Below are 25,588 nucleotides of genomic sequence, written 5' to 3'. Positions count from 1 at the left end.
TGACCGAGGTCGAGTTCGCGACGTTGAACTGGGTCCACTGGTGGAACAACGAGCGCCTCCACGAAGCACTCGAATACCGAACACCAGCCGAGATCATTGACATGTATAATCAGACCCGGGTCAGCGAACTGACCCCCGTATAAGAAGCGGAACAAAACCCAGGACGCTTCAGAATCACAACAAAAAAACTCGTCAAACTCCTGTGACCATTGAGAGAAGTCACCATCAAGATGCCCGGAGGACAGCAAATCTCCGCCAACCCTAAGATTGAACCCAAAATCGAAAGAATCATTGCCCAGCTAAAAACACACTAAAGTTGTGCAAGTCAGGTAAAGCTGCGGAGAGAAAATCTTGCTATTAAATCCGACCCAAGTTTTAGGGTAGTTTTTATCGCCCCTGCCTGAACTTGGCTTTACGAGGAATTAGCAAGTCTTCCAATGCTATTTGTCCGTACAAGCACCTGAGGCAAACGTTGCCCGAAAACTCTCGAGACGCACTAGGATTGGTGGTGGACTCGAAAGGAAACGTATGGACGCCAATGACATGGGAAATGACCTCAAAAAAGTGCTTTTGACCGAGCAGCAAATCCAGGACCGACTGGCTCAAATGGCCGAAGTTATCGACAAAGACTATGCAGGTCACGAGATTCTCCTGGTGGGAGTGTTGCGAGGAGCCGTCATGGTCATGGCCGATTTGGCGCGAAAACTCCACACCCCCGTCCAGATGGACTGGATGGCGGTTTCCTCCTACGGTTCTGGAACCAAGTCCTCCGGCGTGGTGAGGATCCTCAAAGACCTCGACACGGACATCAAAGATCGCCACGTTCTCATCGTGGAAGACATCATTGATTCCGGTTTGACACTGTCGTGGCTCGAAGCGAACCTGCGCACTCGCGGCTGCGCCTCACTCAATATCGCTACTCTGCTCCGGAAACCGGACGCGGCAAAAACGAATATCACGCCTCGCTACGTCGGCTTCGATATCCCCAATGAGTTCGTGGTCGGTTATGGGCTCGACTATGCCGAGAAATACCGGAACTTGCCGTTCGTGGGTTTGTTGGCGCCCCACGTTTACGAAAAACACTAGGCCTGGTGGAAAGACGAAAACCGCGGGCTGAGGGACTGCAAAGTGAACCGGCTCGTTTGTAGGTCCTCGATAGCTCCTTGATAAAGCCCCTCGTAGGTGTCAAGGGTTTTCTCGAAAGAATGAGCCTGGACAAGTTCCCGACTCATCTTCCCCATGAATTTCCGCCGCTGGGGATTCAGTGCGAGCTCCTCAAGATAGGTCGCAAGTTGTTCCACATCTCCCGGCTGGAAAAGATACCCGTTGACGCCGTGGTTCACCAGATGCGGCAGCGATACCGCATTGGCTAGAATCACGGGCTTTCCGGCGCTCATAGCCTCCAGGGTGACGATGGACTGCAGCTCGGCAATACTGGCGTTGACGAAAATATCGGCCTGACCAAACATTTCTAGGAGCTCTTTTTGGCTGAGAAAACCGTGGAAACTAACGCGGTCGGCCACTCGAAGATTTGCCGCCAGGCTCTGCCATTCGTCAAGCATGGAGCCGTCCCCCACGATATCGAAATGCAGCGGGGTAGACGGTTGGAGTAAAGCCAGGGCTTCTAGAATCTCGTTGACACTTTTTTCTTTTTCCAAGCGTCCCACAAACAGCAGGTGCGGGACGTGGTGAGGCGTAGCTTTTTTGGCAGCTTGTTGATACTTCTCGATATCAACCCCGCAGCTGACCGGAAGAATTCCCCCGAGCTTCGCCCGATTACGCATCAGTTCGGCTGCGGAAGGGCTGGGCGCAGTCAAACGGTCGGCGCGTTTGAAGACCGACCCCAAATCTTCCCAAGCAAAATTGGCAATCCCTTTCAAAAGGAGCTTCGGGAGACGCAACGGAAGATGGTCCATCACGTTGTCGGGCATAAAGTGATTCGTGGCGACCAGGGGAATCTCCAGGCGGTTCGCCCACTTTGCGGCAACGCGACCCACGGTGAAAGGCGATTGAATGTGAACCACATCGGGCTGTAAGGTCTTGAGAATCTTTCGAACCGTCGCCTCCGTCTCCCACGGGAAACAGAGGTAGAAACCGCGGAATGTCAGGTACTCATGGGAACGCATCCGATGTTCGAAAACCCCGTCTTTCCTCTCGCGATAGGGTCGACCGATGGGGGACGGCGCAATGACGTGGACGGTATGGCCTCGGGCCAGCAAACCGTTAGCAAGATTGGAAGTGAAAGTGGAGGCTCCGCTGATGTCGGGGGGATAGGTGTCACCAGCAATCACAATCTTCATAGCGTTTCCTTTCCGCGGATTCTTTGAGGCGAGGATTGAAAGCCGTCTTTTATGGGGGTAACTTCAGTTTAGCCCCTACCAGCGAAGCTAGTCGGTTAAGCCAGTAATTACTTATGAAAAAGTGCCGGTTCCTTCTCGAGGAGGAACTTAGCGTTATTTTCGGTTTGTGGGCCTTGATAGGCTTAGGGGGTTCAATAGATCGAAGAGAAATCGGAAAGATGGAACAAAGCTCAAAAGTCGACAAGAAAAAACAGCTCAGCGGCTGGATCGGGGCTCTCGTCGTGGTGGCGATTATTGCTGCCTTCGTGTTTTTTTCCAGCCAAGGTGGGCCTAAACGTATCACCACCGTGGAGGGGGTGAATCTCCTCGATGGCAATACGGTTGAGAAGGTGGTCATCAACGACGGAACCCAGACCGTGTCGATGGAACTCACCAAGGACTATAAGCGTCCGAAAGAGTTTCTCCCGAAAGAGGGCCTTTTCGGGATGAAACCGGATTCTAACCTGGGGAAGAAAGTCGCGTTTTCCTATGTTCGCCCCCAGGCGGAAACGGTGGCAACGGCGGTCGCGAAGGCTGACCCGAAGAAGGGATACGACTCCATCTATCCGGTTTCGACCTGGTGGGAGTCGATGCTGACTTTGATGATTCCGATGGTCTTGTTGTTCGCCGTGTTCTTCTGGTTCGCCTCTCGGATGAGCGGGGGCCTGGGTGCCTTTGGATTCGGTCGGGCTCGCGCGAGACAGTTCAACAAAGAGGATGAAACCAAGGTGACTTTTGCTGACGTGGCGGGAGTCAACGAGGCAGTCGAAGAGCTCCAAGAGATTAAAGAATTTTTGGCCGAACCGGAAAAATTCCACAAGGTCGGGGCGAAAATCCCGAAGGGTGTGCTGCTCTACGGGCCTCCCGGAACCGGCAAGACCCTGCTCGCCAAGGCGGTGGCTGGCGAAGCCGGAGTGCCCTTCTTCTCCATGTCTGGCTCGGAATTTGTGGAGATGTTTGTCGGGATGGGTGCCTCGCGGGTGCGTGACCTGTTTGAGCAAGCGCGCGCAGCCGCTCCGGCGATTATTTTCGTCGATGAGATTGACGCAGTGGGACGCCACCGCGGCACCGGCATGGGCGGAGGCCACGACGAGCGCGAACAAACCCTGAACCAGTTACTGGTGGAGATGGACGGTTTTGATGAGCGTACGAATGTCATTATGATTGCCGCGACGAACCGGCCCGATGTTTTGGATCCGGCTTTGCTCCGCCCGGGGCGTTTCGACCGTCAGGTCGCGGTCGAGGCCCCCGACCTCAAGGGGCGAGAAGCCATTTTGGCGGTTCACGCCAAGAACAAGCCGCTGGGAACGGACGCGGATTTGAGCTCGCTGGCGAAGCGAACCCCCGGATTCACCGGCGCGGATTTGGCCAATGTTTTGAACGAAGCGGCGCTGTTGGCGGCGCGTCACACCCGCGAGGTCATCAATGAGAGAGACTTGGATGAAGCCGTGGATCGCGTAATCGCTGGACCCCAGAAGCATTCGCGGATTATGAATGACCACGACAAACTGGTGACGGCCTATCACGAAGGCGGCCACGCCCTGTGTGCGGCGGCTTCAAACTATTCCGATCCGGTCACGAAGGTCACGATTCTTCCCCGCGGACGCGCGCTGGGCTACACGATGGTGATGCCCACGGAAGACAGATACTCCGAAACTCGCAACCAGCTTCTTGACCAGCTGGTCTATGCCATGGGCGGGCGCGTCGTGGAAGAGATTGTGTTCAAGGATCCCTCCACCGGTGCGGCCTCCGATATCGAGAAAGCCACCGAAATCGCCCGCAAAATGGTGACCCGTTGGGGACTTTCGAAAGAACTCGGCGCGGTGAAATACGGCACGTCTCACGATGAACCCTTTGTAGGGATGGATTACGGAAAATCTCAGGGCTATTCGGACGCGACCGCGGCGAGTATCGATGAAGAAATCCAACAGTTGATGGAAGCCGCCACCCGTGAAGCCTGGTGGATTATTGAGAATAATCGCGACATCCTCGACAATCTGGCGCGCCGCCTCTTGGAGGAGGAAACCCTGGATGAAAAGGCGCTCGAGGGGATTTTTGCCGGAGTGAAAAAGGTCTCCGATCGTAGCCCGTGGCGTTCCTATCCCGGGCTGGAGTCCTCCGGCCGCGGGCCGATAGAGATTCCGGAGTCGGTTCGGATCCGCTCCGCCAAAGCCTTGGAATCCACCACCGGCCAGTTCGCCTTGGATGCGGCGGATCGCCCCCTGGCGGATGCCGGATTGGGCGGGACGGTTCCCTACCAGCCAGATGAGGTGAAACCGGAGACTGGGCAACCCGAGAAGGGAGCTCCAACGGGAGACGGCGAGACTAAACCGGAGGATACCGGTGAGCCCGCAACCGCCCCCACACCCGCCAGCGCGCCTGCCCCAGGTTCCAACCAGGTACCCCCTCCCGCCACGGGAGAGATCCGGATTTTGGACGAGGAAGAACCCTATGTTCCGAACCAGGGAGAGGAGAAAGACCAATGACCGCTGGCGAATACAACCAAGCCGGAGTGGAAAAAGCGATCCGCGACCTGCTTATTGCCGTGGGAGAAGACCCCGATCGGGAAGGACTGCTCGAAACTCCGGCTCGGTTGGGGAGGTCGTTTGCGGAACTCCTGGAGGGATACCGCATCGACCCGAGAGAGCATCTAAAGCGTCTTTTCCCTGTCGAACACAATGACTTGGTTCTCGTCAAGGACATCCCCTTCAACTCCACTTGTGAACACCACCTCCTACCGTTCTTCGGACGAGCCCATGTGGGCTATATACCGAAGGACAAGCGGATTACGGGGTTGTCGAAGTTGGCGCGGCTGGTTGACGGATATGCACACCGTCTCCAGGTGCAAGAACGCCTGACCGAACAGATTTCCGACGCGGTTTGGGAAGTGTTGCAGCCGCAGGGAGTCATCGTGGTGCTCCAGGCCGAACACATGTGCATGACAGTTCGCGGGGTGAAGAAGCCCGGAGCCCATACTACAACTTCGGCGGTGCGCGGGGTGATGCAGACCTCCCAAGCGACCAGGTCTGAGGCTATGAGCCTGATTCTTTCGAGAGGTTGAGAAAGAAGGAGTAAATCATGAGTGAAACCACCTACGATACCGAGATTCCAGCGTATTTGCGACCTCCTAGGACTCTGGTGATGGGCGTGTTGAACGTCACGCCGAACTCGTTTTCGGACGGGGGACGGTGGTTTGACACCGATGCTGCCATCGCTCATGGGCAGTCGATGCTTTCCTCGGGGGCAGACTTGATAGATGTGGGCGGGGAATCTACCGCGCCCGGTAACGATGCGGTGAGCGTGGCCGAAGAAATCGATCGGGTAGCGCCGGTCATCAGCGCGCTGGCAGGTCAAGGCGCACTGATTTCTTGTGACACCATGCATGCTGAGACGGCGCGGGCCGCCTGGAAAGCCGGAGCCAAAATCATCAACGATGTCTCCGGTGGGATGGTCGATTCCGAGATGTTTTCCGTCGTCGCGGAAATCATGGGAGAAAACCCCGAGGTCAGTTACCTATGTCAACATTGGCGCGGTCATCTGAAAGACGCGAACCGGCTGGCGGTCTATGAAAATCCTCATCTTGAAGTGTGGCAAGAACTGCGCGAACGTTTGGAGGTAATGCGCGAGCGGGGGGACATAGATTTGCGGCGCGTGATTATTGACCCCGGTCTGGGCTTTTCCAAACAGGGTGACCAGGACTGGGACGTGCTAGCCAATCTTGACACCTATCTCGGGAGAGGCTTCCCCGTCTTAGTCGGCCCTTCCCGCAAGCGATTCCTCGCGGATTACGAAACTCACGCAGTGGAAAGGCACGCGCGAGATGACGTGACGGCTTCGCTAGCGTTCTTCTGTGCCCTGAAAGGAGCTTGGGCCGTGCGGGTCCACCAGGTAGAACCGGTGGTCGTGGGGATCAGGGCTTTGGAAAAGCTGAAGGAATTCCACGAGCCGAGGACCGTCCTCTAAGGCGTCTAGAAGCCGCGTCGTGAGCCAGCATTTGTAAAAGGTACAGTGAGAGGGAAAGCGTGACCAGGAGAACTCGTCAACTATCGGGGAAACCCGCTGATTGCATCACTTTGAGGGGCATCCATGCCTCTGGAGTCCACGGGGTTTTAGAAGCAGAACACCATCAACCCCAGAATTTTGTGGTCGATATTTCTTTGTGGTTTGACTCACGCGCTGCCGCGAGAGTGGATGACCTAGCTTTGACCATCGACTACGCGGCGGTCACGGACAAGATTCTTTCGGTGGTGCGCGGAAAAAGCGTGGCCCTGATTGAGCGCCTGGCCCAGCGTATCGCCATGAAAGTCCTGGAAGACGAACGTATCGATGCCGTGGAAGTCACGGTTCACAAACCGCAAGCGCCCTTGAAAGTCGAATTTGGTGATGTCTCGATTGAGATTTATCGAACTCGGGAGGACTTTGAGAAAGAAACCGCCCGTCTGGCGGTGGCTTTGACAGTTCGACCCGAAAAACCCCGCGCTGCCGTCTTAGCGTTGGGGGCGAACCTGGGGGATCCGGTAAAAACCCTGCGAGAAGTGGTGTCAGCGCTACAGTCCGCCCCCGAATTCGATGAGGTTGCGGTGTCTCCACTCGCGCGGACTCGTCCCGTGTTGGCCTCGGGTCAGGCCCCACAACCGGATTATTACAACGCAGTGGTCCGTCTCGTGTCCCGTCTTTCTGCCTCTGAGCTTCTCGATTTAGCCCATCACTTTGAACAGGTCCACCATCGGGAGCGGCCCTCACATTGGGCAGCGCGAACACTCGATGTGGATGTGATTGCGGTCGAAGGGGTGGAATCTAGCGACCCGCGACTGACCTTGCCGCATCCCCACGCGGCCTCGCGGGCTTTCGTGTTGGTGCCCTGGGCGAAATTGGATGCTACCGCGAAGCTGGGCGGAGAGCTAGTGACTGAACTTGCTACTAAAGCCGAAGACCGCGACGGAATCGTCAACCTGTGGCCCGACTGGCTGGAGGTAGCGCCCGACACGGAGCGCGCGAATCCTTGGGGGGAGTCCGTGGAAGCTCCAGACAGCGCAACATCCGAGAATTCCGTTGAGGAGGGCACGGAAACGAGCGTTCTCGGAACCCCGCGGAGGGCTTCGGAAACGCTGGACGGAAACTATGGGCTGCCGTCTTGGCAGGCCGCGCTGGGAACCGGCGGGGAACACCGCGTGGTTGATGATGTGACCGGCGAAATTTTCCTAGAACGCTCAAGTTCCTCCTCCGGTAACGGCGGGGAATCGGTCAAGAGCGAGTCAACGGAGCAAGTCACAAAACCGGGGTGGCGCCGCGTGCGGAAACACGAGGCGAGCTAATGCATTCGAAACCGCTGGTGCTTCTCGGGATGGCCCTCTTGGTGGGCGCCCTCACCGTGGCATTTTTCAGCGGTTTGTTGAACCGTGGATCGAACCTGCCCGCCAGCGGCTACGAATTCGGGCTGGGTGCGGCGGCGGTGACAGGATTCACCGGATGGCTGGGGTGGCATGTCCACCGGTTCAAAGAGCGCAAACCGACCTGGATGTCCGCAGTGGGAGCCGCGAGAGTAGCCGCTTTGAGCCTAGCGTTATCCCACGTGGGAGCCATCTCGGCGGGGTATTTTGGCGGTCAAATCCTGTTCCTCTTGCTGAATTTCGGCAATGAGTCTTTGCTGGCCCTGTTGGGAACTAAAATCGCTGGCCTGATCGGAGCGAGCCTCATGGTCGCCGGCGGGATCGCAGTCGAAAAAATCTGTACCATCGACCCCAAAGATCCGCCTCCACAAAACGCTGCCGCCGCTACGGCGTGAACTAAGCGCAGAAGAGCTGGGAACAAATTCCCGCTTCGAGATCTGCTATGGAATAGAGATGCTCCATGGTTTCGAAGGTCTCCCGAAGATTGCCCCTGGCAGTAGCCCACCCCTTGCCGTCCGTGAACCACACAAATTCGAATCCTGGGATTTGAGAGGCTTCCTCCGCAAGTTGCTTATAGGAACGAGCGGTTTCGTTGAGCTTGGAACCTCCCGAGCCATAAAAATTGGTTTCAATTCCGTAGATTGCACGTGGTGTGCAGACAACGAAATCGAAACGCTTGCTGGATTTTCCTCGGTTCGTTAGGGGAGACATATCCAGACCCCAAGACTGTAGCCTACTGGCATAAAATTCGGGATAGTAAGTTCCCGCAACTGGTGTTGGGGCACTAGGCGAGCCAAGAACCAATCCGGCTTCCACGAGATAACTTTGTACGACGCTTTCCATGAGGTGACCGCCACGGTTTTTTCTCGCATTTGAATCGAGTCCGGTCTCAATTCCGGTGACGTAGTCATAAAGATTATCCACAATGCGCTGACTAATGAGCATAAAAAGACCGGTTTTCTCCATAAACTCGGCGCATTCAGCATCAGTTATGCCGTGACTGGAAAAATCATAAACCTTGTAGCCATCCTGGGGATCCAGTACCGAAATACCCAGTTCTCTTTTCGCGAGGAGTATCGGAATTGCTTTCCTAATCTCTGGGTATCTGGCAATAAGAGCGAGGAAATCTACTTTAATATTCTTAGATCCCACTAGCGAGTTCATGATATTGAGCTCTATTTTCACAGAATCTGCATTCCTGAAAATCTTTTCCCAATCAGCGTAGTAGGCGTAGGTAGCGATGGACGTCTTGAAATTTTGAAACCAGGTATCAAAGTCACGCATGTTCCCTTCCTTTCAACATCTCAACCGAGCTGGTCTGTAGCTTCCCTGAATTCTCGAGTCTCTGTTTAGCTATCTCTAAGTATTCCGAGGAATTGTCGATACCAAGGCAACGGCGGTGGAGTCGGTTTGCCACCACCGCTGTTGTCCCTGAACCTACGAAAGGATCAAGAAGTAGATCTCCGGCTTGGCTGGAAGCTAAAATGATTCGTTCAAGGAGATATTCGGGTTTCTGAGTGGGGTGTTTACCGAATATTTTTTCTCTTTTTGGTGTCAGCGGGCCCGCCCAAACATCCTTCATTTGTTTCCCTCCGTTTAGCTCTTTCATGAGAGCATAATCAAAAAAATGACGAGAGGATTTGGCGTCTTTCTTAGCCCACAGGATAGTTTCAGTGGAATGAGTAAAGCAACGGCACCCCAGATTTGGAGGCGGATTTAGCTTCTGCCAGGTGATGTTGTTGAGAATCTTGAATCCCTCCTGTTCCAGAGCGAAGCCTATGGAATAGATGTTATGGAAAGTTCCTGAAATCCAAATGGTGCCGCTGACAGTCAACACGCGTTTGCATTCACGAATCCACTTGCGGTTAAAGTCATGCTTTTCTTCGGTACCTACGCCCTCATCCCAACTTCCTTTGTTGACAGAGACCTGTTTTCCTCCGGAACACGAAATTCCCCCATTTGAAAGGAAATAGGGCGGGTCAGCAAAAATCATGTCTACACTTTCATCGTGAACTTTGCCGAGAGCCGCGATGGCATCGTCAAGAAACAGTGTTGTTTGTGAATTTTGGAAAAATAAGGGAACTGTAGGTTCTACGGGCCAAGAATCCATAACCTATTCCTCTTTGAAGTTTGTGATGATGACTTCCGTTCCGGTCCGTTTCGTGGCATCGGAGTTGATAGCGCGACGAACGGGGACCACATCTGTATGATATCCCTCGTAAAGGGAGCGGATTAGGGGCGTGTCATGGTTCGTAAGCATGACAAAGCAGCCGCGGGAATCCAGGTTCTTAAACAGTGTGGCAAGCCGCTCGTGGTCTTCTTTTGAAAAACCCTCTTTCGTATAGTCTTGAAAAGTGTCTGCCTTCACGGGTGCGTAGGGACTATCCAAGAAAAGGAAATCTCCCGCAGAGGCTGCTTCGCAGGCGGCTTCGAAATCGGTGTTGAGCAAGGTGGCATCTTGCAAGGCTTTGGAAACGGCACGGATGTTGTCTTCATCAATAGAGCGGCGCGTGGAACCATTAAAGGGGACGTTGAACATCCCTTTAGAATTCACTCGGTACAATCCGTTGAAGCAATGTTTATTCAAAAAGAGCATCAAGGCGTCAGATTCCAGGCTAAAATTTCCTCTACCGATAAGCTCGTTGTAGCGGTCGCGGCGCTCGTAAAAATACTCGCCCGCGGATTTCTTTTCAGATGGCAGCCCTTGATCTACCTCGTTAACCGCGCAGATGATACCTTCAGGGTCTTCCTTAATCCTCTGATAGAGACTCATCAAGGCTGAGTTGATGTCGTTTACCGTTACTTTTTTCGGCTGGAGATTGAAAAAAACTGCGCCACCGCCAAAAAACGGCTCGAAATACCTGTTGTATCGGCGCGGAGCGCGTTCCCTAATCGGTTCCAAAAGCTGGCGTTTTCCGCCCGCCCACTTTACTACCGGTTCAGCGATTGTCATCAGATGCACCTCCATAAAAACTCTTAAACAGTCTAACGGAAGGGTGCCGGGCGAGATTTCGCATATCGCGAAGGGACACTTTTACCAGTTACTACGCGGAAAATGGCTGGTAAAGTCAGTTCGTCATCGAGTCATCGATGAGATAGCCCGCGGCAAAGAGCAGACCGAGGGGGATGGCTTGGCGGGTGTGGGCGAGTTTCACTCCGGCAAGGCGGCGACGCTCTCCGCGCCGGAACAGCCAAAATTCGAACCAAATCCCCAGAGCGATGAAACCGCCACCCAAGACGAACAGCAAAATGAGTTGCGGCAAGTTGAGATTCTTCTTGTCGAAATTGACATTGTCCGAGGTCATTTCCCAGGCTTCCTCGTCCGGGCTCTCTCTGGTGTATTCGTGGCGAACCTCATTTACCGTATCGGAAGCCACAATCGCGGTTAGACTGCCGATACCGGCCAAGGTTCCGAGCCGAGTAAAGAAGCGTGCCTTAGCGGTGGTGACGAAATCTGGGCAGGCGTACCAGAAGATGGTCGCTAGGGAACCGGCTGCGGTCAGTAGCCATTGCCGCGGGGTGGGACGAAAACGGAATTGCAATGGTTTTGAGGTCTTGTCGGCGCTCATGGAAACTCCTTTGTTCAAAAGAAATTCTAACAAAGTGCGGCGTGGAACGGGGTAAAAATGGAGGCCAAGCCGTAACTTAGAAGTGTGCCTGTGAAAAAACCTCAGCCCCGAAAGTCGGCGCCGCCGAAAACTCCAACGCGCTCGGCTAAGACCTCGGCACGCCCAAAATACACTCCGGAGGAAATTCGGCGTAACCGAATTATCGCTGTGGGAGCCCTGCTAGCCATAGCAATCATCGTGGTGGCGCTGGTGATGGCGGTACGTGCCGGAATCGCGGCGGTAGGGCGCTGGCAACAAGCCCAAGCTGCGGAAGCAAAGGCCTATCAGCTCCGGATGGAGCAGCGCACTTTCGATCCCCCGAAACCCTGCGAGAAGGAGGCTTTGCAGACTTCGCTGACTCACGCCTCTCCGGTAGTTTATGTTGGCGCCGGAGACCAACTGGAACTCACTATGCAAAACACCGGAAAAGTCGCCTGCACGGTGACAGTGGATCCAGCCAAAATCGGGGTTCAGGTTGTTTCCGGAAACCAGATTATTTACAACTCCACGGCCTGCCAAGGCGACAAGACCCCTCAAAAGCAGCTCCTCCTCGACGTAAACATGAGCTGGAAATACCCTCTGAGCTGGGATGGGAAGGTGCAAAACGCCGACTGTTCGCCTTCGAATCAGGCCGCAAAAGCCGGAACCTACCGGTTCCAGGCCATCTGGAACGGGACGCTGATGCCGGAAGAAACGGTTTTCGTGGTGCAAGACGCTCCCGCTCCTTCCGCTCCTGCCACCTCCGAGACCGCGACCCCAACCCCGAGCTCATGAAAGCGTGTGGAGAGTGTGGGAGCGTGAAAGGGGTATGAGAGCGCGCGTGACTTCGGAAGAAACGTCTTCTAGTTTCGTGAAAACCCTGCAAAAATTCCCGGGTAAATATAGGATTAGACCATGAGTGACGCGCAAAGATTTCGGGAAGTTATCACTATGCTAGCCCCCGGGACGGAATTGCGCGACGGCTTGGATCGCGTCATCAAAGCCCATGCGGGCGCTTTGGTCGTGTTGGGATACGAAGACCACATCAAGCGGCTGTGCTCGGATGGCTTCGAGATAGATGTGGAATTTTCCGCGACGCGACTGCGCGAACTGTGCAAGATGGATGGAGCGGTCATTGTTGACCCCGATAAATGGCGGATTCGCCGCGCCAATGTCCAGCTTCTGCCCGACCCCTCCATCCCCACTACCGAATCCGGAATGCGTCACCGTACGGCTCACCGGGTCGCGGTGCAAACCGGAAACCCCGTTATCGCCGTGTCCCACTCCCTTAGGGCTATTTCGCTTTACCTGGACAATAAACGCTATGTTTTGGAAGACCCTGAAACGCTTCTGTCGCGCGCCAATCTTGCGATTTCAACCCTCGAAAAATACCGGAATCGTCTCAACGAAGTCTCCTCGACTTTGACGTCTCTAGAGATCGATGACTTGGTGACCGCCCGCGATGTGGCGCTGGTGGTACAACGCCAAGAGATGGTCAGGCGAGTTGGCCACGAGGTCTCCGACCAGTTGATTCAGCTTGGCGAGCATGGGCGGTTGTTGAAGATGCAACAGGCCGAGCTCATGCGCGGCTTCGCGGTCAACCGCTCGCTGCTCATCCGCGACTATATTCCCGATGGATTCTCGGAGGAAAAGGTGGTGGATCGCCTGGGCGGGCTCGATGATTCGGAGCTACTGGATCTGGGGTTGGTGGCTCGGATTATGGGTGTCTCCGGAGCCGGCTCGGAGATTTTAGAAACCCCCATGTATCCGCGTGGACTGCGGATGCTGGCGCGAATTCCGCGGCTGCCGGCGCATATTGTGGAGGAGATTTCACGACGCTGGGTCACTTTGTCGGAACTCTTGGAAGTTTCGGCGGAAGAACTTCAAGAAATCGAAGGCGTGGGTCCCCAAAGAGCCCAAATCATCCATGATGGGCTCGAACAGATCGTAGAGAACTCGGCTTTCGACCGCCTGCGCTAGGCCGCGGCAAAACGAAGCGGTGACGCTGCGAGCGACCTAACCCTTAATGCGCTTGCTGATTGCGCCCACTCCCCAAACGACGAGCACCACCACTGCACCAAGAACAAAGCCGAAAATCATCGCGATAACTGTCTCGGTCAGCCACGAAGCCGCCCCCGCCACGGCAGTAAGCGCGCTGCCAACCGCGTGTCCGGAGGCCAGCATGAAGTCGTGAATCGGGTGGAACCCGAGCTCGGCAAGGCCGGAAACGAACAGGTGACCGCCCACCCACAGCATGGCTGCCACTCCCGCTACCGAAATGATTTTCAAAATGACCGGCATGGCTCGCAGCAGGAGTCTCCCTACAGCGGCGGTGCTTTTCAATTTTTGTTGGCTCATGGCCAAGCCGATGTCATCCATCTTCACCAGCAGCGCCACCACCCCATAGACGAGGACAGTTATGACGATAGCTACGGTCACCAAAGCGCCAATCTGAATCCCCAAGGTCTCATCGCGGAGCTCGTTTAGGGAAATCACCATGATTTCGGTGGAGAGAATCAGGTCGGTTCTCACCGCGCCGCTCACAATCCGTTTTTCCTCCTCGGGGCCGTTGTTGACCGCGGGAGTTTTTTCCGCTGGCTTCTCGTGGTGGAAAAAATGACCAAGAATTTTCTCGGCACCTTCAAAACAGAGATAGGTGCCGCCAACCATCAAGATGGGAGTCAGCAATCCGGGGAGAAAGTGACTTAACGTCAGGGAAACAACGAGAATAATGGCCTTATTCACCAAAGAGCCGCGGGCGATTTTGGCGATAATGGGGAGTTCTCTGGCGGGGGTGATGCCGGTCACATACTGCGGGGTGACGGCGGTATCATCTACGACAACTCCGACGGCTTTCCCACTGGCTTTGGCGGCTGCCCCAGCCACGTCATCGATAGAAGCGGCGGCGGCCTTAGCGATTGCGGCCACGTCATCGAGTAAGGCGATTAATCCTGCTGACATTTTCCCTCCTTGCGAACAGATTTAGTTTATCGAAATGACACATCCCAGGCGTTTCACCTCCGAAACGCAGTAATTTGAGGCAAAATTGAGGCATCGAGAGGAGAAAATTAATGATTCAATACACAGTTTTTGATTCGGAAGAAGACTTGGCTAGGGAATTTGCCGCGCAGGTGGCGGCGATTTTCCGAGATAAACCAACTGGAGTTCTCGGGACCGCGACAGGGTCTTCTCCTCTTGAGGTTTATCGGGTTTTGGGACGTCTCGTTGAAATCGGCGCCGTGAGCCTGAAAGAAGTCAAGACCTTCCAGCTCGACGAATACGTGGGTCTTCCGGAAGGGCATAGCCAAAGCTATCGCCGGTTTATCGAGGAAAACTTGGTGGCTTTGACGGATTTACGTTCCTACAACGTCAATGTTCCGAATCCACATTTAGTGGGAACTCCTGGGGTTGACACTTTGGATGAGGCAGCCGCAGCTTATGATGCCGCAATCAAAGACGCTGGAGGGGTGGACTTCCAGATTCTCGGAATCGGCTCGGACGGACACATTGCCTTTAATGAGCCCGGAACCCCCCTGGATTCCCGGACGCACGTGGCTAATTTGGCGGAGCAAACCATTATTGACAATGCCCGCTTCTTTGGGGGTGACCGCAGCCAAGTTCCCACCCGGTGCATCACTCAAGGGCTGGGGACGATTATGGAGGCGCGAGTCATTGGGCTGATAGCTTTGGGAGAGAATAAAGCGCAGGCAGTTCGGGACATGATTTCCGGCCCTGTGACGCCCGACTGCCCCGCTAGTGTCCTCCAAAACCATCCTAACGTGCGGGTTTACCTCGACAAGGGCGCGGCCTCGCTGCTGTAAGCCTTGTCAAGTGGTCGGGATCTCTCGCGGGTCTCGGCTACGTCTTTTTGCCTGGACTCAGGATTAGCTCGTGAGGATTTCAACATGAGACGCCCGAATTCGGGGTCTGGTGTCGAAATCCTCACGAGTTTGTATCAGGGGTCGTGCCGGAGGCGTCTTCTGGGGCTTCCGAAAGCGCGGAATTGGGTTTGCGGGAGTACCAGAGGATGACGCCCGCGCTGGCTAGCGCCACTACCGCGGTCAACAGGGAGCCTTCGATTCCGACCGAGCCGCCGGTGAGCCAATCGGGGCCCGTGAAAGACCCGTCTAGGAGGCCAAGGTTCTCTCCGGTTCCCGAGACATTTACGCCCCAAAACGCTGCTTGCATGGCGTTCCAGCCAAAATGGAGCCCGATGGGGAGCCAGAGTCGATGACGCCACAGGTAGGCGGCGCCGAGCAACGGCCCGGCTTCAATCGCCAGAGCGACAACACCGAGGCCGGTCATGCCGGGGTTCATCAAGTGCATACTGCCGAAAACCACTGTTGACAAGACGATGGCCCACACCGGTCCCCAAAATAAATCCATCAACCGAACCATGATTCCGCGGAAAAGCAGCTCCTCAAACACGCAGGCCATGAGCCCGATCCCGATTCCCACTGCGATGCCGGGGCGAAGCCCCACCGAATCCAAATGCCAATGTCCACTGAGCCATAAAAGCAGCATCGGGAGGCTGACTATTCCCGCTCCAAGCCCTACCCCGAAGGCGGTTTCTTTCACGGCACCTTCGCGTCCGAGTTCCACTACGGGGCGTTTAGCAAAGAGCTTGACCAAGAAGCGGTAGGCGAGAATTTCGAGAACACACAAGATGAGCCCTACGAGCGGGAACCACACGGGTTCGGTAAAGAAGCCGGCCTGGATTTCTTGGCCAAGCTTTTCGTCGTAACCAGTTGCGGCATAGAGAGAAATCCCTAGACCCATCACCAAGAAGTTCACGGCAATCAAGGCGATAGGGACGATGATGCCCTGCTGACAAACGCCTGTTTCTTTGGGGAATTGCCTGGGTCTAGGTGTGGGGGGAGCGTCTGCCATAGACAGTATTCTAGCCTTGTCGCTACACCGTTGGTGACGGGTCTCGCTGGCTACGTCTTTGACTGCGCCATTAATCCCCGTCCCTACCGGCTATGCGAATTGCGCGAGGGGAGGGGATTTTGCTAAACTTTCCGACTGGTGTCTGTTTTTGACAACCCAGAGCTTCTCGGAGAAACCCAAGAAGACAGCGGACTCGCGCCGTCGAGTTCCGGACGCAACCTCATCATGTTCCGTTTTTTTGCGCTGAACAAAAGGAAGGCGGGCCGGCCCCAAGACGGTGTCGTGTGCCCGCGGGGAGGCCAGAAAGCCAAAGATTCCAAGCAACCAAGAAACGGAGAAACTGTGCCAACTATTCAACAGCTCGTCCACCAAGGACGTTCTACCAAGCGCTCAAAGTCGAAGACTCCGGCTTTGTTGGGTTCCCCCCAGCGCCGTGGTGTCTGCACTCGCGTTTACACCACCACCCCGAAGAAACCGAACTCGGCGCTGCGTAAAGTCGCCCGTGTTCGCTTGTCGTCGGGCATTGAAGTCACCGCCTATATCCCCGGTGTGGGTCACAACCTCCAGGAGCACTCCATCGTGCTCGTTCGTGGAGGCCGTGTGAAGGATCTCCCCGGTGTGCGTTACCACATTGTTCGTGGCGCGCTTGACACCCAGGGGGTTCGTGACCGCAAGCAAGGCCGTTCCAAGTACGGCGCGAAGAAGGAGAAGAAGTAAGAATGCCACGTAAAGGTCCGGCGCCGAAGCGCCCGCTAATTGCTGACCCGGTTTACAACTCTCCGCTGGTCACTCAACTCGTTAACCGCGTACTCTTGGATGGTAAGAAGTCCATCGCGCAAAAGATTGTCTATGGAGCTCTGGAAGGGGTTGCTCGTAAAACTGAGCAGGATCCGATCCAAGTATTGAAGCGCGCCATGGAAAATATTCGCCCGCACCTTGAGGTTCGCTCCCGCCGCGTCGGTGGCGCGACCTACCAGGTTCCGGTGGAGGTCAAGGCCGGTCGTGCGACCACCTTGGCGCTGCGTTGGTTGGTGGATTTTTCTCGGCAGCGCCGCGAAAAAACCATGACGGAGCGCTTGATGAACGAAATCCTAGATGCTTCCAACGGCCTCGGTGCCGCAGTGAAGCGTCGTGAAGACGTTCACAAGATGGCCGAAGCGAACCGCGCGTTCGCGCACTACCGCTGGTAGAGGTTGAGAAGTGGGGACAATCGAGTCAATAGACCTGACCCCACGACTCATTTGAAGAAGAAATAAAGAGAAAACTAACGAAGGGACAACGCCCGTGGCACTAGACGTGCTGACTGACCTCACAAAGGTCCGCAACATCGGCATCATGGCACACATCGATGCTGGTAAAACGACCATGACGGAACGCATCCTGTTCTACACCGGCATCAACTACAAGATCGGTGAGACTCACGATGGCGCTTCGACCATGGACTGGATGGAGCAGGAACAGGAACGTGGTATCACTATTACGTCCGCTGCTACCACCTGTTTCTGGAAGAACAACCAAATCAACATCATCGACACCCCTGGTCACGTGGACTTTACCGTTGAGGTAGAGCGTTCCCTGCGTGTCCTCGACGGTGCCGTGGCCGTGTTCGACGGTAAAGAAGGCGTGGAGCCCCAGTCGGAAACGGTGTGGCGCCAGGCCGATAAGTACAATGTGCCGCGTATCTGCTTCATCAACAAGATGGATAAACTCGGCGCGGACTTCGACTTCTCCGTCCAGACCATCATTGATCGTCTCTCCGCTAAGCCGGTTGTGATGACCTTCCCGATGGGTGCGGAAAACGACTTCGTTGGCGTGGTTGATGTCTTGAAGCAACAGGCCGTGTACTTCCCCGAAAAGGACGCCGACGGCAACGAAACCAAGGGCGCCGTGGTGGAATACCAGGATATTCCTGAGGAATACCAGGCCAAGGCCGCCGAGTACCTGGAAAAGGCTACTGAAGAGGCTGCTGAGGCTACCGATGAGCTGATGGAGGCCTACTTGGAGAGCGGCGAGCTTTCCATCGACCAAATCAAAGAGGGGATTCGGGCTCGTACCATCAAGTCGGAAATCTATCCGGTTTTCTGTGGTTCAGCTTTCAAGAATAAGGGTGTCCAGCCTTGCTTGGATGGTGTTGTCGATTACTTGCCCAACCCGCTCGACATCGGCGAGGTCCACGGTTTCCGTCCGGGCCACGAAGAAGAAGGCGAGACCGAGGTCCGTAAACCCAACGAGAACGAGCCTTTTGCGGCGCTGGCCTTCAAGGTCGCGGTTCACCCGTTCTTCGGTAAACTCACCTACGTGCGCGTTTACTCCGGTACGGCCGCCCAGGGTACCCAGATCTACAACTCCACCAAGGGCAAGAAAGAGCGCGTCGGTAAACTGTTCCAGATGCACTCCAACCACGAAAATCCGGTGGAGGAAGCTCACGCAGGCCACATCTACGCCTTTATCGGCTTGAAAGAAACCACCACCGGTGACACCCTGTGCGCCATCGACAAGCCGATTATCCTCGAGTCGATGACTTTCCCGGAGCCCGTTATTCACGTGGCTGTGGAGCCGAAGTCAAAGGCTGACCAGGAAAAGATGGGCGTGGCAATTCAGAAACTCGCCGAAGAAGACCCGACCTTCACCGTGCGGCTTGATGAGGAAACCGGCCAGACCGTTATCGGCGGTATGGGCGAGCTTCACCTCGACATCATCATCGACCGCATGAAGCGCGAGTTCAAGGTGGAAGCCAACGTCGGCAAGCCGATGGTGGCCTACCGCGAGACCATCAAGAAGAAGGTCGAAAAGGTCGAATACACCCACAAGAAGCAGACCGGTGGTTCCGGCCAGTTCGCAAAGGTGCTGGTCACCTTCGAGCCGCTCTCAGAAGAAGAAAAGGCCGAAGGCAAGACCTACATGTTCGAGGACAAGGTCACCGGCGGTCGCGTTCCGCGCGAATACATTCCGAGCGTGGATGCGGGTATTCAAGAAGCCATGGATTCCGGCGTTTTGGCCGGCTACCCGATGGTCGATGTCAAGGCCACGTTGGAAGACGGCGCCTACCACGACGTTGACTCTTCGGAAATGGCCTTCAAGATTGCCGGCAACATGGTCTTCAAGGAAGGCGCCAAGAAGGCCTCACCGGTCATCTTGGAACCCATCATGGATGTGGAAGTCCGCACCCCGGAAGAGTACATGGGCGACGTTATTGGCGACCTGAACTCTCGGCGCGGCAACATTTCTTCGATGAACGATGCCCACGGCGTCAAGGTCGTTCGGGCCAAGGTGCCGTTGTCGGAGATGTTTGGTTACATCGGTGACTTGCGTTCGAAGACGCAGGGTCGTGCGGTGTTCACCATGCAGTTCGATTCCTACGCTGAGGTGCCGAAGTCGATTTCGGAAGAAATCGTGGCAAATCACCACGGCGCCTAGGTAAGACTGAACGCCCTTGGGAAATATGCGGAATAAATGTTTCCCAAGGGTCGTTCAAATAAACGCAAAGAAAAAACAACCCAGGTAGGAAAATCCGGAAGTAAGTGATATTCTTCTAGTTGCTTATTAATCGGAGCAAACTACCTAAAAGTCCAGGAGGAAAGAAAGAAGTGGCACAAGGCACTTACACTCACGACAAGCCGCACGTTAACGTCGGCACCATTGGTCACGTTGACCACGGCAAAACTACTCTGACCGCTGCTATCACTAAGGTGTTGGCGGAAAAGTACCCGGATTTGCCCGCGAACAAGTTCACCCCCTTTGATCAGGTGGATAACGCTCCTGAGGAACGTCAGCGCGGCATTACCATCAACGTGTCTCACGTTGAATACGAAACCCCGGCGCGTCACTACGCTCACGTGGACGCCCCTGGCCACGCCGACTACATCAAGAACATGATTACCGGCGCAGCCCAGATGGACGGCGCTATCCTCGTGGTCGCCGCGACCGACGGCCCGATGGCTCAGACCAAGGAACACATCTTGCTCGCGAAGCAGGTTGGCGTGCCGTCGATTCTCGTCGCTCTGAACAAGTGTGACTCCCCGGACGTTGACGAGGACATGCTCGAGATCGTCGAGGATGAAATCCGTGACGACCTCGAAAAGCAGGGCTTCGACCGCGACTGCCCGATCATTCACGTCTCCGCTTTGAAGGCTTTGGAAGGCGATCCGGAATGGTCCGCGAAGATCGAAGAGCTCATGGAGGCGGTTGACACCTACATCCCGACTCCAGAGCGTGACTTGGACAAGCCGTTCTTGATGCCGATTGAGGACGTCTTCACCATCACCGGTCGTGGCACCGTTGTCACCGGTCGTGTGGAGCGCGGCAAGCTACCGTTGAACTCTGAAGTCGAAATCGTTGGTATTCGCGACACTCAGAAGACCACCGTCACCGGTATCGAAATGTTCCACAAGTCCATGGACGAAGCCTACGCCGGCGAGAACTGTGGTCTGTTGCTGCGTGGCACCAAGCGTGAAGACGTGGAGCGCGGCCAGGTCGTCTGCGTCCCCGGTTCCGTGACCCCGCACACCAAGTTCGAGGGCAAGGTCTACATCTTGAAGAAGGACGAAGGTGGACGCCACAAGTCGTTCTACGACGGCTACCGCCCGCAGTTCTTCTTCCGCACCACCGACGTTACCGGCGTCATCAAGTTGCCGGAAGGCACCGAAATGGTTATGCCTGGCGACACGACTGAAATCGACGTTGAGCTGATTCAGCCTATCGCTATGGAAGAAGGCCTCGGCTTCGCTATCCGCGAGGGCGGCCGCACCGTTGGTTCCGGTAAGGTAACCAAGATCATCGGCTAGTTCCGATTGGCTGAAATCCTAGGGGGGGCGGGAAGCTTCGGCTTCCCGCCCCCCTAGGGTTTAAGGTTTGTTCTCTGCTTTCGCGTTAATCTAGGCGCAGTTTCGATATAATTCTCTGAGATTCTTCAAGTGAGCCACAGGGGAAGGAGGGGAAATGCAATCCGATGTTTTGGACGACACTTTCTATGCCACTTTGGCAGAATTCTTGTCCTGGATGCATGGTCCCCGTAAAGATGTGGTCGATGTGGAATCGGGACGATTGCTGACGAGAGTCGCCACCGCCACCGAAGATGACGCGAAAGACGCCCTGCTCTCGATGCAAGCTGCCCAAATCGTCTGGCAGGATCTCGGGAGTCTCGGACGGGCGCAAGTTATGGCTCGCTTCAGCCAAGCGCTGTGGAAATTCCAAGATGAAATCGTGGCGATGAGCCAGATGCTGAGCGGAAAGTCCCGGATTGACGCCAACGAAGAATTCCTTGATTTGCTGTCCACCACGAGGACTTCCAAATATCTGTCTCAAAAACTCGGTAAAAACCGTCGCGGCAGGGGAGCCTCCCCCTTCTCCAAGTGGCGGCTCCGTTATCGGCCCTTCGGAGTGATTGGCATGTTTACCTCTCCGGATTGGCCGCTGTCCTCGCTGAATGATGTTATGCAGGCTCTGGTTGCGGGCAATGCGGTCGTGAACTTTGTGACCCCGCAGGCATCTCTGGGCGCGGTGTTGCTCCACGCTATGCTGGTTGATGCAGGGATGCCTTTCGGGCTGTGGAAGATTATTCCCGCCACGACTTCCGGTCCGGGACGCTCCATTATTCCGGGTCTAGACATGGTGGTTGTGTTAGGCTCGCAGCAACTAGGGCGAAGGGTGGAACGCTCCGCGCAAGATGCCGGGGTGCCTTTCAAGGGTTTTCTGCAAGTCCTAAACACCGGAGTGGTCTGCGAGGATGCGAAATTCGACCATGCGGTGCGGGGGATTGCGCGGGCAGGTTTTCAATGCTCCGGGCAGACTGTTAACTCTGTTGAGGTGGCTTTTATTCAGGACACCATCTTTGATGACTTCAAAATGGCCCTGAAAGACTTCGTGGAAGACCAAATTACTATTGGCCCGCTGTCGGATTTCAGTACGACAATGGGGACAATGTTGAACCCCAAGCGCGTGCGGGTTCTGCATGACTATGTCAAAGATGCCGTGGCGCTGGGAGCGGAACTCGTCACCGGAGGCGAGCCTCGTCCCAGTCTGGGGGAGAGCTTCTTTGAACCCACGATTCTTGCCAAGGTGCCTCGTTCGGCAAAAGTCTTTGGTCGCGAATTCCACGGCCCCATGGTTTGCCTTCTGCCATTCCACGACCTTTCAGAAATCACCCGCTTTTTAGGGGTATCGCGTCACCCGTACTGTACGTATTTATTTACCCGCTCCAGAGAGACTATGCGCGAGTTCCTTGAGGCTTCGAGCACTTCCGCAGTTTCCATCAACGACTCATATATGACCTTATACTCAGCGTGGCAGGCTCCCATTCAGGGAATCAAGGACACCGGCAATGGCATCCGTCACGGAATGGAATCCATCACCCAGTATGCCAGAATCCAGTCAACTACGAGACAATGGGGACGGATTTGGGTTCCTGACGTGATAGAGCCGAATAATATCGTCGAACGCGTCACGTTTTTCTCAGCCAAAATGGCAGTACGAACTTCGATGTTTTCCTCGTTCTCTCTCTCCCCCCCCCTTGACGCATCTCATGCGAAGCTTGCGGCTGAGCCTGAGCCGAAATAATCACGGATCGGTATCGTCTTTTCCGCAAACCGCTTGATGAATTAACAAACTCAGAGAAAACCTTGGAGAGGAGGTGGCATGAATCTTCCAGATGGAATCGATCAAGAATTCCTTGACGCATTGTTCGCAGCAGCTTCCACCGAAAATGGTGAGGCTGTGGATATCTATGATGTGCAACACTGGGAAGTCATCGGGGAGATTCGCTGTTCCACGATTGAAGATGCGTTTAATTCTCTCTCTCACGCCAAAGTCATGTCGGTTCAATGGACCAACAGCGGAAGCTACCAGCGCTCGAGGATTCTCTACCGGTTCTTGCGTCAAGTTTTGCGTCATCAGGAGTCCATCCTCGGTCTTTCCCAGCTCTTGAGCGGAAAATCTCGAGTAGATGCCACTGAAGAATATCTTGACATCTTGAGCCACTCTCTGTCCACGAAACGGGCTTTAAAGCATTTGATGAAACTTCGACGCGGGAGCGGAGCCGTCCCGATGTCTTCCTACCGAGTGGAACGAAAGCCGCTCGGTGTGGTGGGGCTCTTTTCCTCTCCGGATTTCCAGCTATCCATGGTGTGCGATCTCCTGACTGCGGTGATGGCAGGGAATACGGTCGTGAATTTTGTTACTCCACAAGCAGCCATAGGCGCCTTGATGATGAAGGCTCTCTTGGTGAGCGCCGGTCTTCCCTCGGACGTGTGGAGGATCGTGGTTTCTCCCACGGTCGATTTGGGGATGAAACTTATCCCGGGATTGGACTACGTCTCTATCGTGGCTTCCACGGAAACCTGCCGTAAGGTCGCGAAACAATGCGGCTTCTATTCTGTCCCCGTGACTTTTTTCGGGACGTTCAAGAATGTGGCGGTGATTCTCGAAGACGCGAAGCTGTGGAATGCGGCCAAAGGCTGCGCGCGGGCGGCTTTCCAAAACGCCGGACAGTCTATTTCCGGCCTGGAAGTCATATTTGTGCAAGAACGGGTGAAAGAGCCCTTTGAGGAACTCCTCGCCGAATATACTCGAGATCAACTTCGGTTGGGGACTTATCACGAGAAAAATGCCGCGGTAGGCTCCTTGCTGCGCCCCGAAAGAGCGAATTATAGCCGCTATATAGTTGAGCAGCTTCTGACAAAAGGCGGGAGAGTACTCACGGGAAGTCACGCGAGGCCTGAGGTCTCACCGACATTTTTCGAACCGACCATCGTGACGGATTTGCAGTCTGCCCAATCGCTTTTGACCACGGAGTTTTATGGGCCGGTGGTCGCGATAGTGCCGTTCCGCGACGTGACGGAAGTCATCGGACATTTGACGAAATCACGCATTGTAAACTCTGCCTGTCTTTTTACTCAGGATATGGAGTTTGTGACGAACTTCATTAATAACATCGAGGTTTCAACGGTTTTGGTAAACGATACCTACCTCTCACTGCGGGGTTCCTGGCAAGCGACGATGCCGGTGCGCGAGGAAACTGGGCAGGGCATCCGACACGGCTTGGAGGCAATGTACCAATACACCAGACCTTTTTCCGCCACCCGGCTCAAGCATATTTCCTGGGTTCCAAAAGATCTCCGAACCGGTAACTGGACCGAACGCATGACTTTCGCCGTGATGGGGATTAATTCGTGGATGTCACGCCACGTTACGGACACGATCCTGATTCAGGCGCTTAAGACCCTGTGGTGGTATCTGCGAGATCGTGTTATAGGGCCAGTTTAGGCGTTTGCCGGTTTTTTCGGGATTTTCAGCAGGTTCACCGGTGCTCAAAATGTGAGACAAACTTTTCCCAAAACATGAATCGCGCTAGGGTAAATGCAAGTTTTCCGAGGAAAAGGATGTTTACCATGCGCAAACTGTTTGTTCCCATTGCGGCTGGAACCTTGGCTCTGGCTTTGACCGCCTGCGGAGGAACCCCGGCGAAGTCGTCCACGTCTGGGAGTCCTGCGGCTGATGACGGCAAATACAAGGTTGGGATTAGCCAAATTGTGAGCCACCCCTCTTTGGACGCCTCCGTAAAGGGCTTCAAGTCGGCTCTAAAAGATGCCGGCCTGGAGGTTACCTATGATGACCAAAACGCCCAGAACGACCAGGGCACCGCGAGTTCTATCGCGGCGAAGTTTGCCACCCAGGATCTCGATTTGATCTTGGCGGTGGCAACCCCGATGGCTCAGGCCGTAGCCGGTAAAGTGACGGATGTGCCGGTGCTGTTCACCGCAGTGACTGATCCGGAGGCCGCGAAGCTGGTGGCTTCTAACAATGCCCCCGGGGGAAACGTGACGGGAACGACTGATATGAATCCGGTGGCGGAACAGATCGACCTCGTAAAGCAGGTTAAGCCCCAAGCCAAGAAAGTTGGCATCATTTATTCTTCCGGCGAGGTGAACTCCGAGGTGCAGGTGAAACTGGCTCGCGAGGAAGCCAAGGCTCAGGGTCTGGAAGTCGTGGAAAAGACGGTGACAAACTCCTCCGAGGTGGTTCAAGCTGCCCAGGCTTTGGAAGGCGTTGATGCCATCTATGTCCCGACCGATAACACGGTGGTTTCCGCGCTGGCTTCTGTGATTCAGTACGCTGAGGCCAACAAGATTTTGGTCGTGGTCGGCGAGTCGGATTCCGTATCCAAGGGTGGGGCTTTGACCTACGGCTTGGATTACGAGACTTTGGGACGTCAGACCGGTGAGATGGCCGTGAAGATCCTGAAGGGCGGGGCTAAGCCGGAAACCATGGCGGTGGAGGCCCAAAAGACCCCGCAGCTCGTCGTGAATCCGAAGGCCGCGGAGCGGATGGGTTCCCCGCTTCCGCAAGAACTCCTCGATAAGGCCGATAAGACCGTCGAATAAGCTTA

Annotated in this window: 23 protein-coding genes; 16 read left to right on the top strand and 7 right to left on the bottom strand. The window is 55.2% G+C overall.

From position 1 onward, the window contains the following. Nucleotides 1–528: 528 nt before the first annotated feature. Nucleotides 529–1,086, top strand: a complete 558-nt coding sequence (gene hpt / locus FYJ63_RS05360; protein ID WP_154544521.1) for a hypoxanthine phosphoribosyltransferase — start codon at nt 529–531, stop codon at nt 1,084–1,086. Here hpt and FYJ63_RS05355 read toward each other — a convergent pair. Beyond that, nucleotides 1,083–2,300 (bottom strand): glycosyltransferase, encoded by a 1,218-nt coding sequence (locus FYJ63_RS05355; protein ID WP_154544519.1) that lies wholly within the window; start codon nt 2,298–2,300, stop codon nt 1,083–1,085. The two genes, hpt and FYJ63_RS05355, sit on opposite strands and share 4 nt — an antisense overlap. A gap of 218 nt (nt 2,301–2,518) precedes the next feature. On the opposite strand from FYJ63_RS05355, the gene ftsH reads away from it, so the two are divergent. The 5 genes from ftsH to FYJ63_RS05330 are packed head-to-tail and all read left to right on the top strand — an operon-like array spanning nt 2,519 to nt 8,124. Then, complete coding sequence (ftsH, locus tag FYJ63_RS05350; protein ID WP_154544517.1) at nt 2,519–4,825, top strand: ATP-dependent zinc metalloprotease FtsH; 2,307 nt, start codon at nt 2,519–2,521, stop codon at nt 4,823–4,825. Further along, nucleotides 4,822–5,400, top strand: coding sequence for a GTP cyclohydrolase I FolE (gene folE / locus FYJ63_RS05345; protein ID WP_154544515.1), 579 nt, complete (start codon nt 4,822–4,824; stop codon nt 5,398–5,400). Before ftsH ends, folE begins: the two co-directional genes overlap by 4 nt. 17 nt (nt 5,401–5,417) lie before the next feature. Continuing rightward, complete coding sequence (gene folP, locus FYJ63_RS05340) at nt 5,418–6,302, top strand: dihydropteroate synthase (protein WP_229769984.1); 885 nt, start codon at nt 5,418–5,420, stop codon at nt 6,300–6,302. 59 nt (nt 6,303–6,361) lie between these two features. Next, nucleotides 6,362–7,654, top strand: a complete 1,293-nt coding sequence (gene folK, locus FYJ63_RS05335; RefSeq protein WP_338106832.1) for a 2-amino-4-hydroxy-6-hydroxymethyldihydropteridine diphosphokinase — start codon at nt 6,362–6,364, stop codon at nt 7,652–7,654. Next, complete coding sequence (locus tag FYJ63_RS05330) at nt 7,654–8,124, top strand: DUF3180 domain-containing protein (RefSeq protein WP_154544513.1); 471 nt, start codon at nt 7,654–7,656, stop codon at nt 8,122–8,124. Before folK ends, FYJ63_RS05330 begins: the two co-directional genes overlap by 1 nt. Nucleotide 8,125: 1 nt before the next feature. On the opposite strand, the gene FYJ63_RS05325 is transcribed toward FYJ63_RS05330, so the two are convergent. The 4 genes from FYJ63_RS05325 to FYJ63_RS05310 all read right to left on the bottom strand — a co-directional run bounded on the left by FYJ63_RS05325 (nt 8,126) and on the right by FYJ63_RS05310 (nt 11,298). Then, nucleotides 8,126–9,013, bottom strand: a complete 888-nt coding sequence (locus tag FYJ63_RS05325; RefSeq protein WP_154544511.1) for a type II restriction endonuclease — start codon at nt 9,011–9,013, stop codon at nt 8,126–8,128. Next, nucleotides 9,006–9,839, bottom strand: a complete 834-nt coding sequence (locus tag FYJ63_RS05320) for a DNA-methyltransferase (RefSeq protein WP_154544510.1) — start codon at nt 9,837–9,839, stop codon at nt 9,006–9,008. The genes FYJ63_RS05325 and FYJ63_RS05320 overlap by 8 nt, the downstream gene beginning before the upstream one ends. Nucleotides 9,840–9,842: 3 nt before the next feature. Then, nucleotides 9,843–10,682: a DNA adenine methylase gene (locus FYJ63_RS05315; protein ID WP_154544509.1), complete on the bottom strand. Its 840-nt coding sequence runs from the start codon at nt 10,680–10,682 to the stop codon at nt 9,843–9,845. 115 nt (nt 10,683–10,797) lie between these two features. Beyond that, entirely contained in the window at nt 10,798–11,298 is a 501-nt protein-coding gene (locus FYJ63_RS05310; RefSeq protein ID WP_154544508.1) for a hypothetical protein, read from the bottom strand. Between the two features lie 90 nt (nt 11,299–11,388). On the opposite strand from FYJ63_RS05310, the gene FYJ63_RS05305 reads away from it, so the two are divergent. Further along, nucleotides 11,389–12,111, top strand: coding sequence for a hypothetical protein (locus FYJ63_RS05305; RefSeq protein ID WP_338106831.1), 723 nt, complete (start codon nt 11,389–11,391; stop codon nt 12,109–12,111). Nucleotides 12,112–12,231: 120 nt separating this feature from the next. Further along, the gene (gene disA / locus FYJ63_RS05300; RefSeq protein ID WP_154544507.1) at nt 12,232–13,296 is read left to right on the top strand and encodes a DNA integrity scanning diadenylate cyclase DisA; all 1,065 of its coding nucleotides are present in this window, start codon (nt 12,232–12,234) and stop codon (nt 13,294–13,296) included. A gap of 36 nt (nt 13,297–13,332) precedes the next feature. On the opposite strand, the gene FYJ63_RS05295 is transcribed toward disA, so the two are convergent. Next, on the bottom strand, nt 13,333–14,277 hold the full coding sequence (locus FYJ63_RS05295) for a DUF808 domain-containing protein (RefSeq protein WP_154544506.1): 945 nt from the start codon (nt 14,275–14,277) through the stop codon (nt 13,333–13,335). Between the two features lie 110 nt (nt 14,278–14,387). Between FYJ63_RS05295 and FYJ63_RS05290 the strand changes: the two genes are divergently transcribed. Then, nucleotides 14,388–15,137, top strand: a complete 750-nt coding sequence (locus FYJ63_RS05290) for a glucosamine-6-phosphate deaminase (RefSeq protein ID WP_154544505.1) — start codon at nt 14,388–14,390, stop codon at nt 15,135–15,137. 121 nt (nt 15,138–15,258) lie between these two features. On the opposite strand, the gene FYJ63_RS05285 is transcribed toward FYJ63_RS05290, so the two are convergent. Further along, nucleotides 15,259–16,206: a CPBP family intramembrane glutamic endopeptidase gene (locus tag FYJ63_RS05285; protein ID WP_154544504.1), complete on the bottom strand. Its 948-nt coding sequence runs from the start codon at nt 16,204–16,206 to the stop codon at nt 15,259–15,261. A gap of 342 nt (nt 16,207–16,548) precedes the next feature. Here FYJ63_RS05285 and rpsL point away from each other — a divergent pair, with 342 nt between their 5' ends. From rpsL to FYJ63_RS05250, 7 genes are all read left to right on the top strand, one after another. After that, nucleotides 16,549–16,923, top strand: a complete 375-nt coding sequence (gene rpsL, locus FYJ63_RS05280) for a 30S ribosomal protein S12 (protein ID WP_287846986.1) — start codon at nt 16,549–16,551, stop codon at nt 16,921–16,923. A 2-nt stretch (nt 16,924–16,925) separates the two neighbouring features. Beyond that, nucleotides 16,926–17,396, top strand: coding sequence for a 30S ribosomal protein S7 (rpsG, locus tag FYJ63_RS05275; protein WP_154544503.1), 471 nt, complete (start codon nt 16,926–16,928; stop codon nt 17,394–17,396). Nucleotides 17,397–17,490: 94 nt separating this feature from the next. Next, a complete protein-coding gene (gene fusA, locus FYJ63_RS05270) occupies nt 17,491–19,623 on the top strand; it encodes an elongation factor G (RefSeq protein ID WP_277028440.1) in 2,133 nt (710 codons plus the stop codon). Nucleotides 19,624–19,793: 170 nt separating this feature from the next. Further along, nucleotides 19,794–20,990 (top strand): elongation factor Tu, encoded by a 1,197-nt coding sequence (tuf, locus tag FYJ63_RS05265; protein WP_287847314.1) that lies wholly within the window; start codon nt 19,794–19,796, stop codon nt 20,988–20,990. 154 nt (nt 20,991–21,144) lie between these two features. Next, nucleotides 21,145–22,761: an aldehyde dehydrogenase family protein gene (locus FYJ63_RS05260; protein WP_229769983.1), complete on the top strand. Its 1,617-nt coding sequence runs from the start codon at nt 21,145–21,147 to the stop codon at nt 22,759–22,761. Nucleotides 22,762–22,839: 78 nt separating this feature from the next. Beyond that, on the top strand, nt 22,840–24,465 hold the full coding sequence (locus tag FYJ63_RS05255) for an aldehyde dehydrogenase family protein (RefSeq protein ID WP_154544501.1): 1,626 nt from the start codon (nt 22,840–22,842) through the stop codon (nt 24,463–24,465). Between the two features lie 125 nt (nt 24,466–24,590). Beyond that, nucleotides 24,591–25,583, top strand: coding sequence for an ABC transporter substrate-binding protein (locus FYJ63_RS05250; RefSeq protein WP_154544500.1), 993 nt, complete (start codon nt 24,591–24,593; stop codon nt 25,581–25,583). The last annotated feature ends 5 nt before the right edge of the window (nt 25,584–25,588 follow it).

Origin of the sequence: Mobiluncus porci, from assembly GCF_009695935.1 — a bacterium.
Taxonomy (GTDB): Bacteria; Actinomycetota; Actinomycetes; order Actinomycetales; family Actinomycetaceae; genus Mobiluncus; species Mobiluncus porci.
The sequence above is the reverse complement of the archived record's forward strand: the minus strand, read 5'-3'. Positions and strand labels throughout refer to the sequence as shown.

What these genes read in the sequence shown, in the direction of transcription:
- FYJ63_RS05295 (WP_154544506.1), bottom strand. Translation starts at nt 14,277, where the DNA reads ATGTCAGCAGGATTAATCGCCTTACTCGATGACGTGGCCGCAATCGCT.
- FYJ63_RS05250 (WP_154544500.1), top strand. Translation starts at nt 24,591, where the DNA reads ATGCGCAAACTGTTTGTTCCCATTGCGGCTGGAACCTTGGCTCTGGCT.
- FYJ63_RS05260 (WP_229769983.1), top strand. Translation starts at nt 21,145, where the DNA reads ATGCAATCCGATGTTTTGGACGACACTTTCTATGCCACTTTGGCAGAA.
- FYJ63_RS05290 (WP_154544505.1), top strand. Translation starts at nt 14,388, where the DNA reads ATGATTCAATACACAGTTTTTGATTCGGAAGAAGACTTGGCTAGGGAA.
- ftsH (WP_154544517.1), top strand. Translation starts at nt 2,519, where the DNA reads ATGGAACAAAGCTCAAAAGTCGACAAGAAAAAACAGCTCAGCGGCTGG.
- folE (WP_154544515.1), top strand. Translation starts at nt 4,822, where the DNA reads ATGACCGCTGGCGAATACAACCAAGCCGGAGTGGAAAAAGCGATCCGC.
- FYJ63_RS05255 (WP_154544501.1), top strand. Translation starts at nt 22,840, where the DNA reads ATGAATCTTCCAGATGGAATCGATCAAGAATTCCTTGACGCATTGTTC.
- FYJ63_RS05310 (WP_154544508.1), bottom strand. Translation starts at nt 11,298, where the DNA reads ATGAGCGCCGACAAGACCTCAAAACCATTGCAATTCCGTTTTCGTCCC.
- disA (WP_154544507.1), top strand. Translation starts at nt 12,232, where the DNA reads ATGAGTGACGCGCAAAGATTTCGGGAAGTTATCACTATGCTAGCCCCC.
- FYJ63_RS05315 (WP_154544509.1), bottom strand. Translation starts at nt 10,682, where the DNA reads ATGACAATCGCTGAACCGGTAGTAAAGTGGGCGGGCGGAAAACGCCAG.
- FYJ63_RS05320 (WP_154544510.1), bottom strand. Translation starts at nt 9,839, where the DNA reads ATGGATTCTTGGCCCGTAGAACCTACAGTTCCCTTATTTTTCCAAAAT.
- FYJ63_RS05285 (WP_154544504.1), bottom strand. Translation starts at nt 16,206, where the DNA reads ATGGCAGACGCTCCCCCCACACCTAGACCCAGGCAATTCCCCAAAGAA.
- folP (WP_229769984.1), top strand. Translation starts at nt 5,418, where the DNA reads ATGAGTGAAACCACCTACGATACCGAGATTCCAGCGTATTTGCGACCT.
- FYJ63_RS05325 (WP_154544511.1), bottom strand. Translation starts at nt 9,013, where the DNA reads ATGCGTGACTTTGATACCTGGTTTCAAAATTTCAAGACGTCCATCGCT.
- hpt (WP_154544521.1), top strand. Translation starts at nt 529, where the DNA reads ATGGACGCCAATGACATGGGAAATGACCTCAAAAAAGTGCTTTTGACC.
- FYJ63_RS05355 (WP_154544519.1), bottom strand. Translation starts at nt 2,300, where the DNA reads ATGAAGATTGTGATTGCTGGTGACACCTATCCCCCCGACATCAGCGGA.
- rpsG (WP_154544503.1), top strand. Translation starts at nt 16,926, where the DNA reads ATGCCACGTAAAGGTCCGGCGCCGAAGCGCCCGCTAATTGCTGACCCG.
- FYJ63_RS05330 (WP_154544513.1), top strand. Translation starts at nt 7,654, where the DNA reads ATGCATTCGAAACCGCTGGTGCTTCTCGGGATGGCCCTCTTGGTGGGC.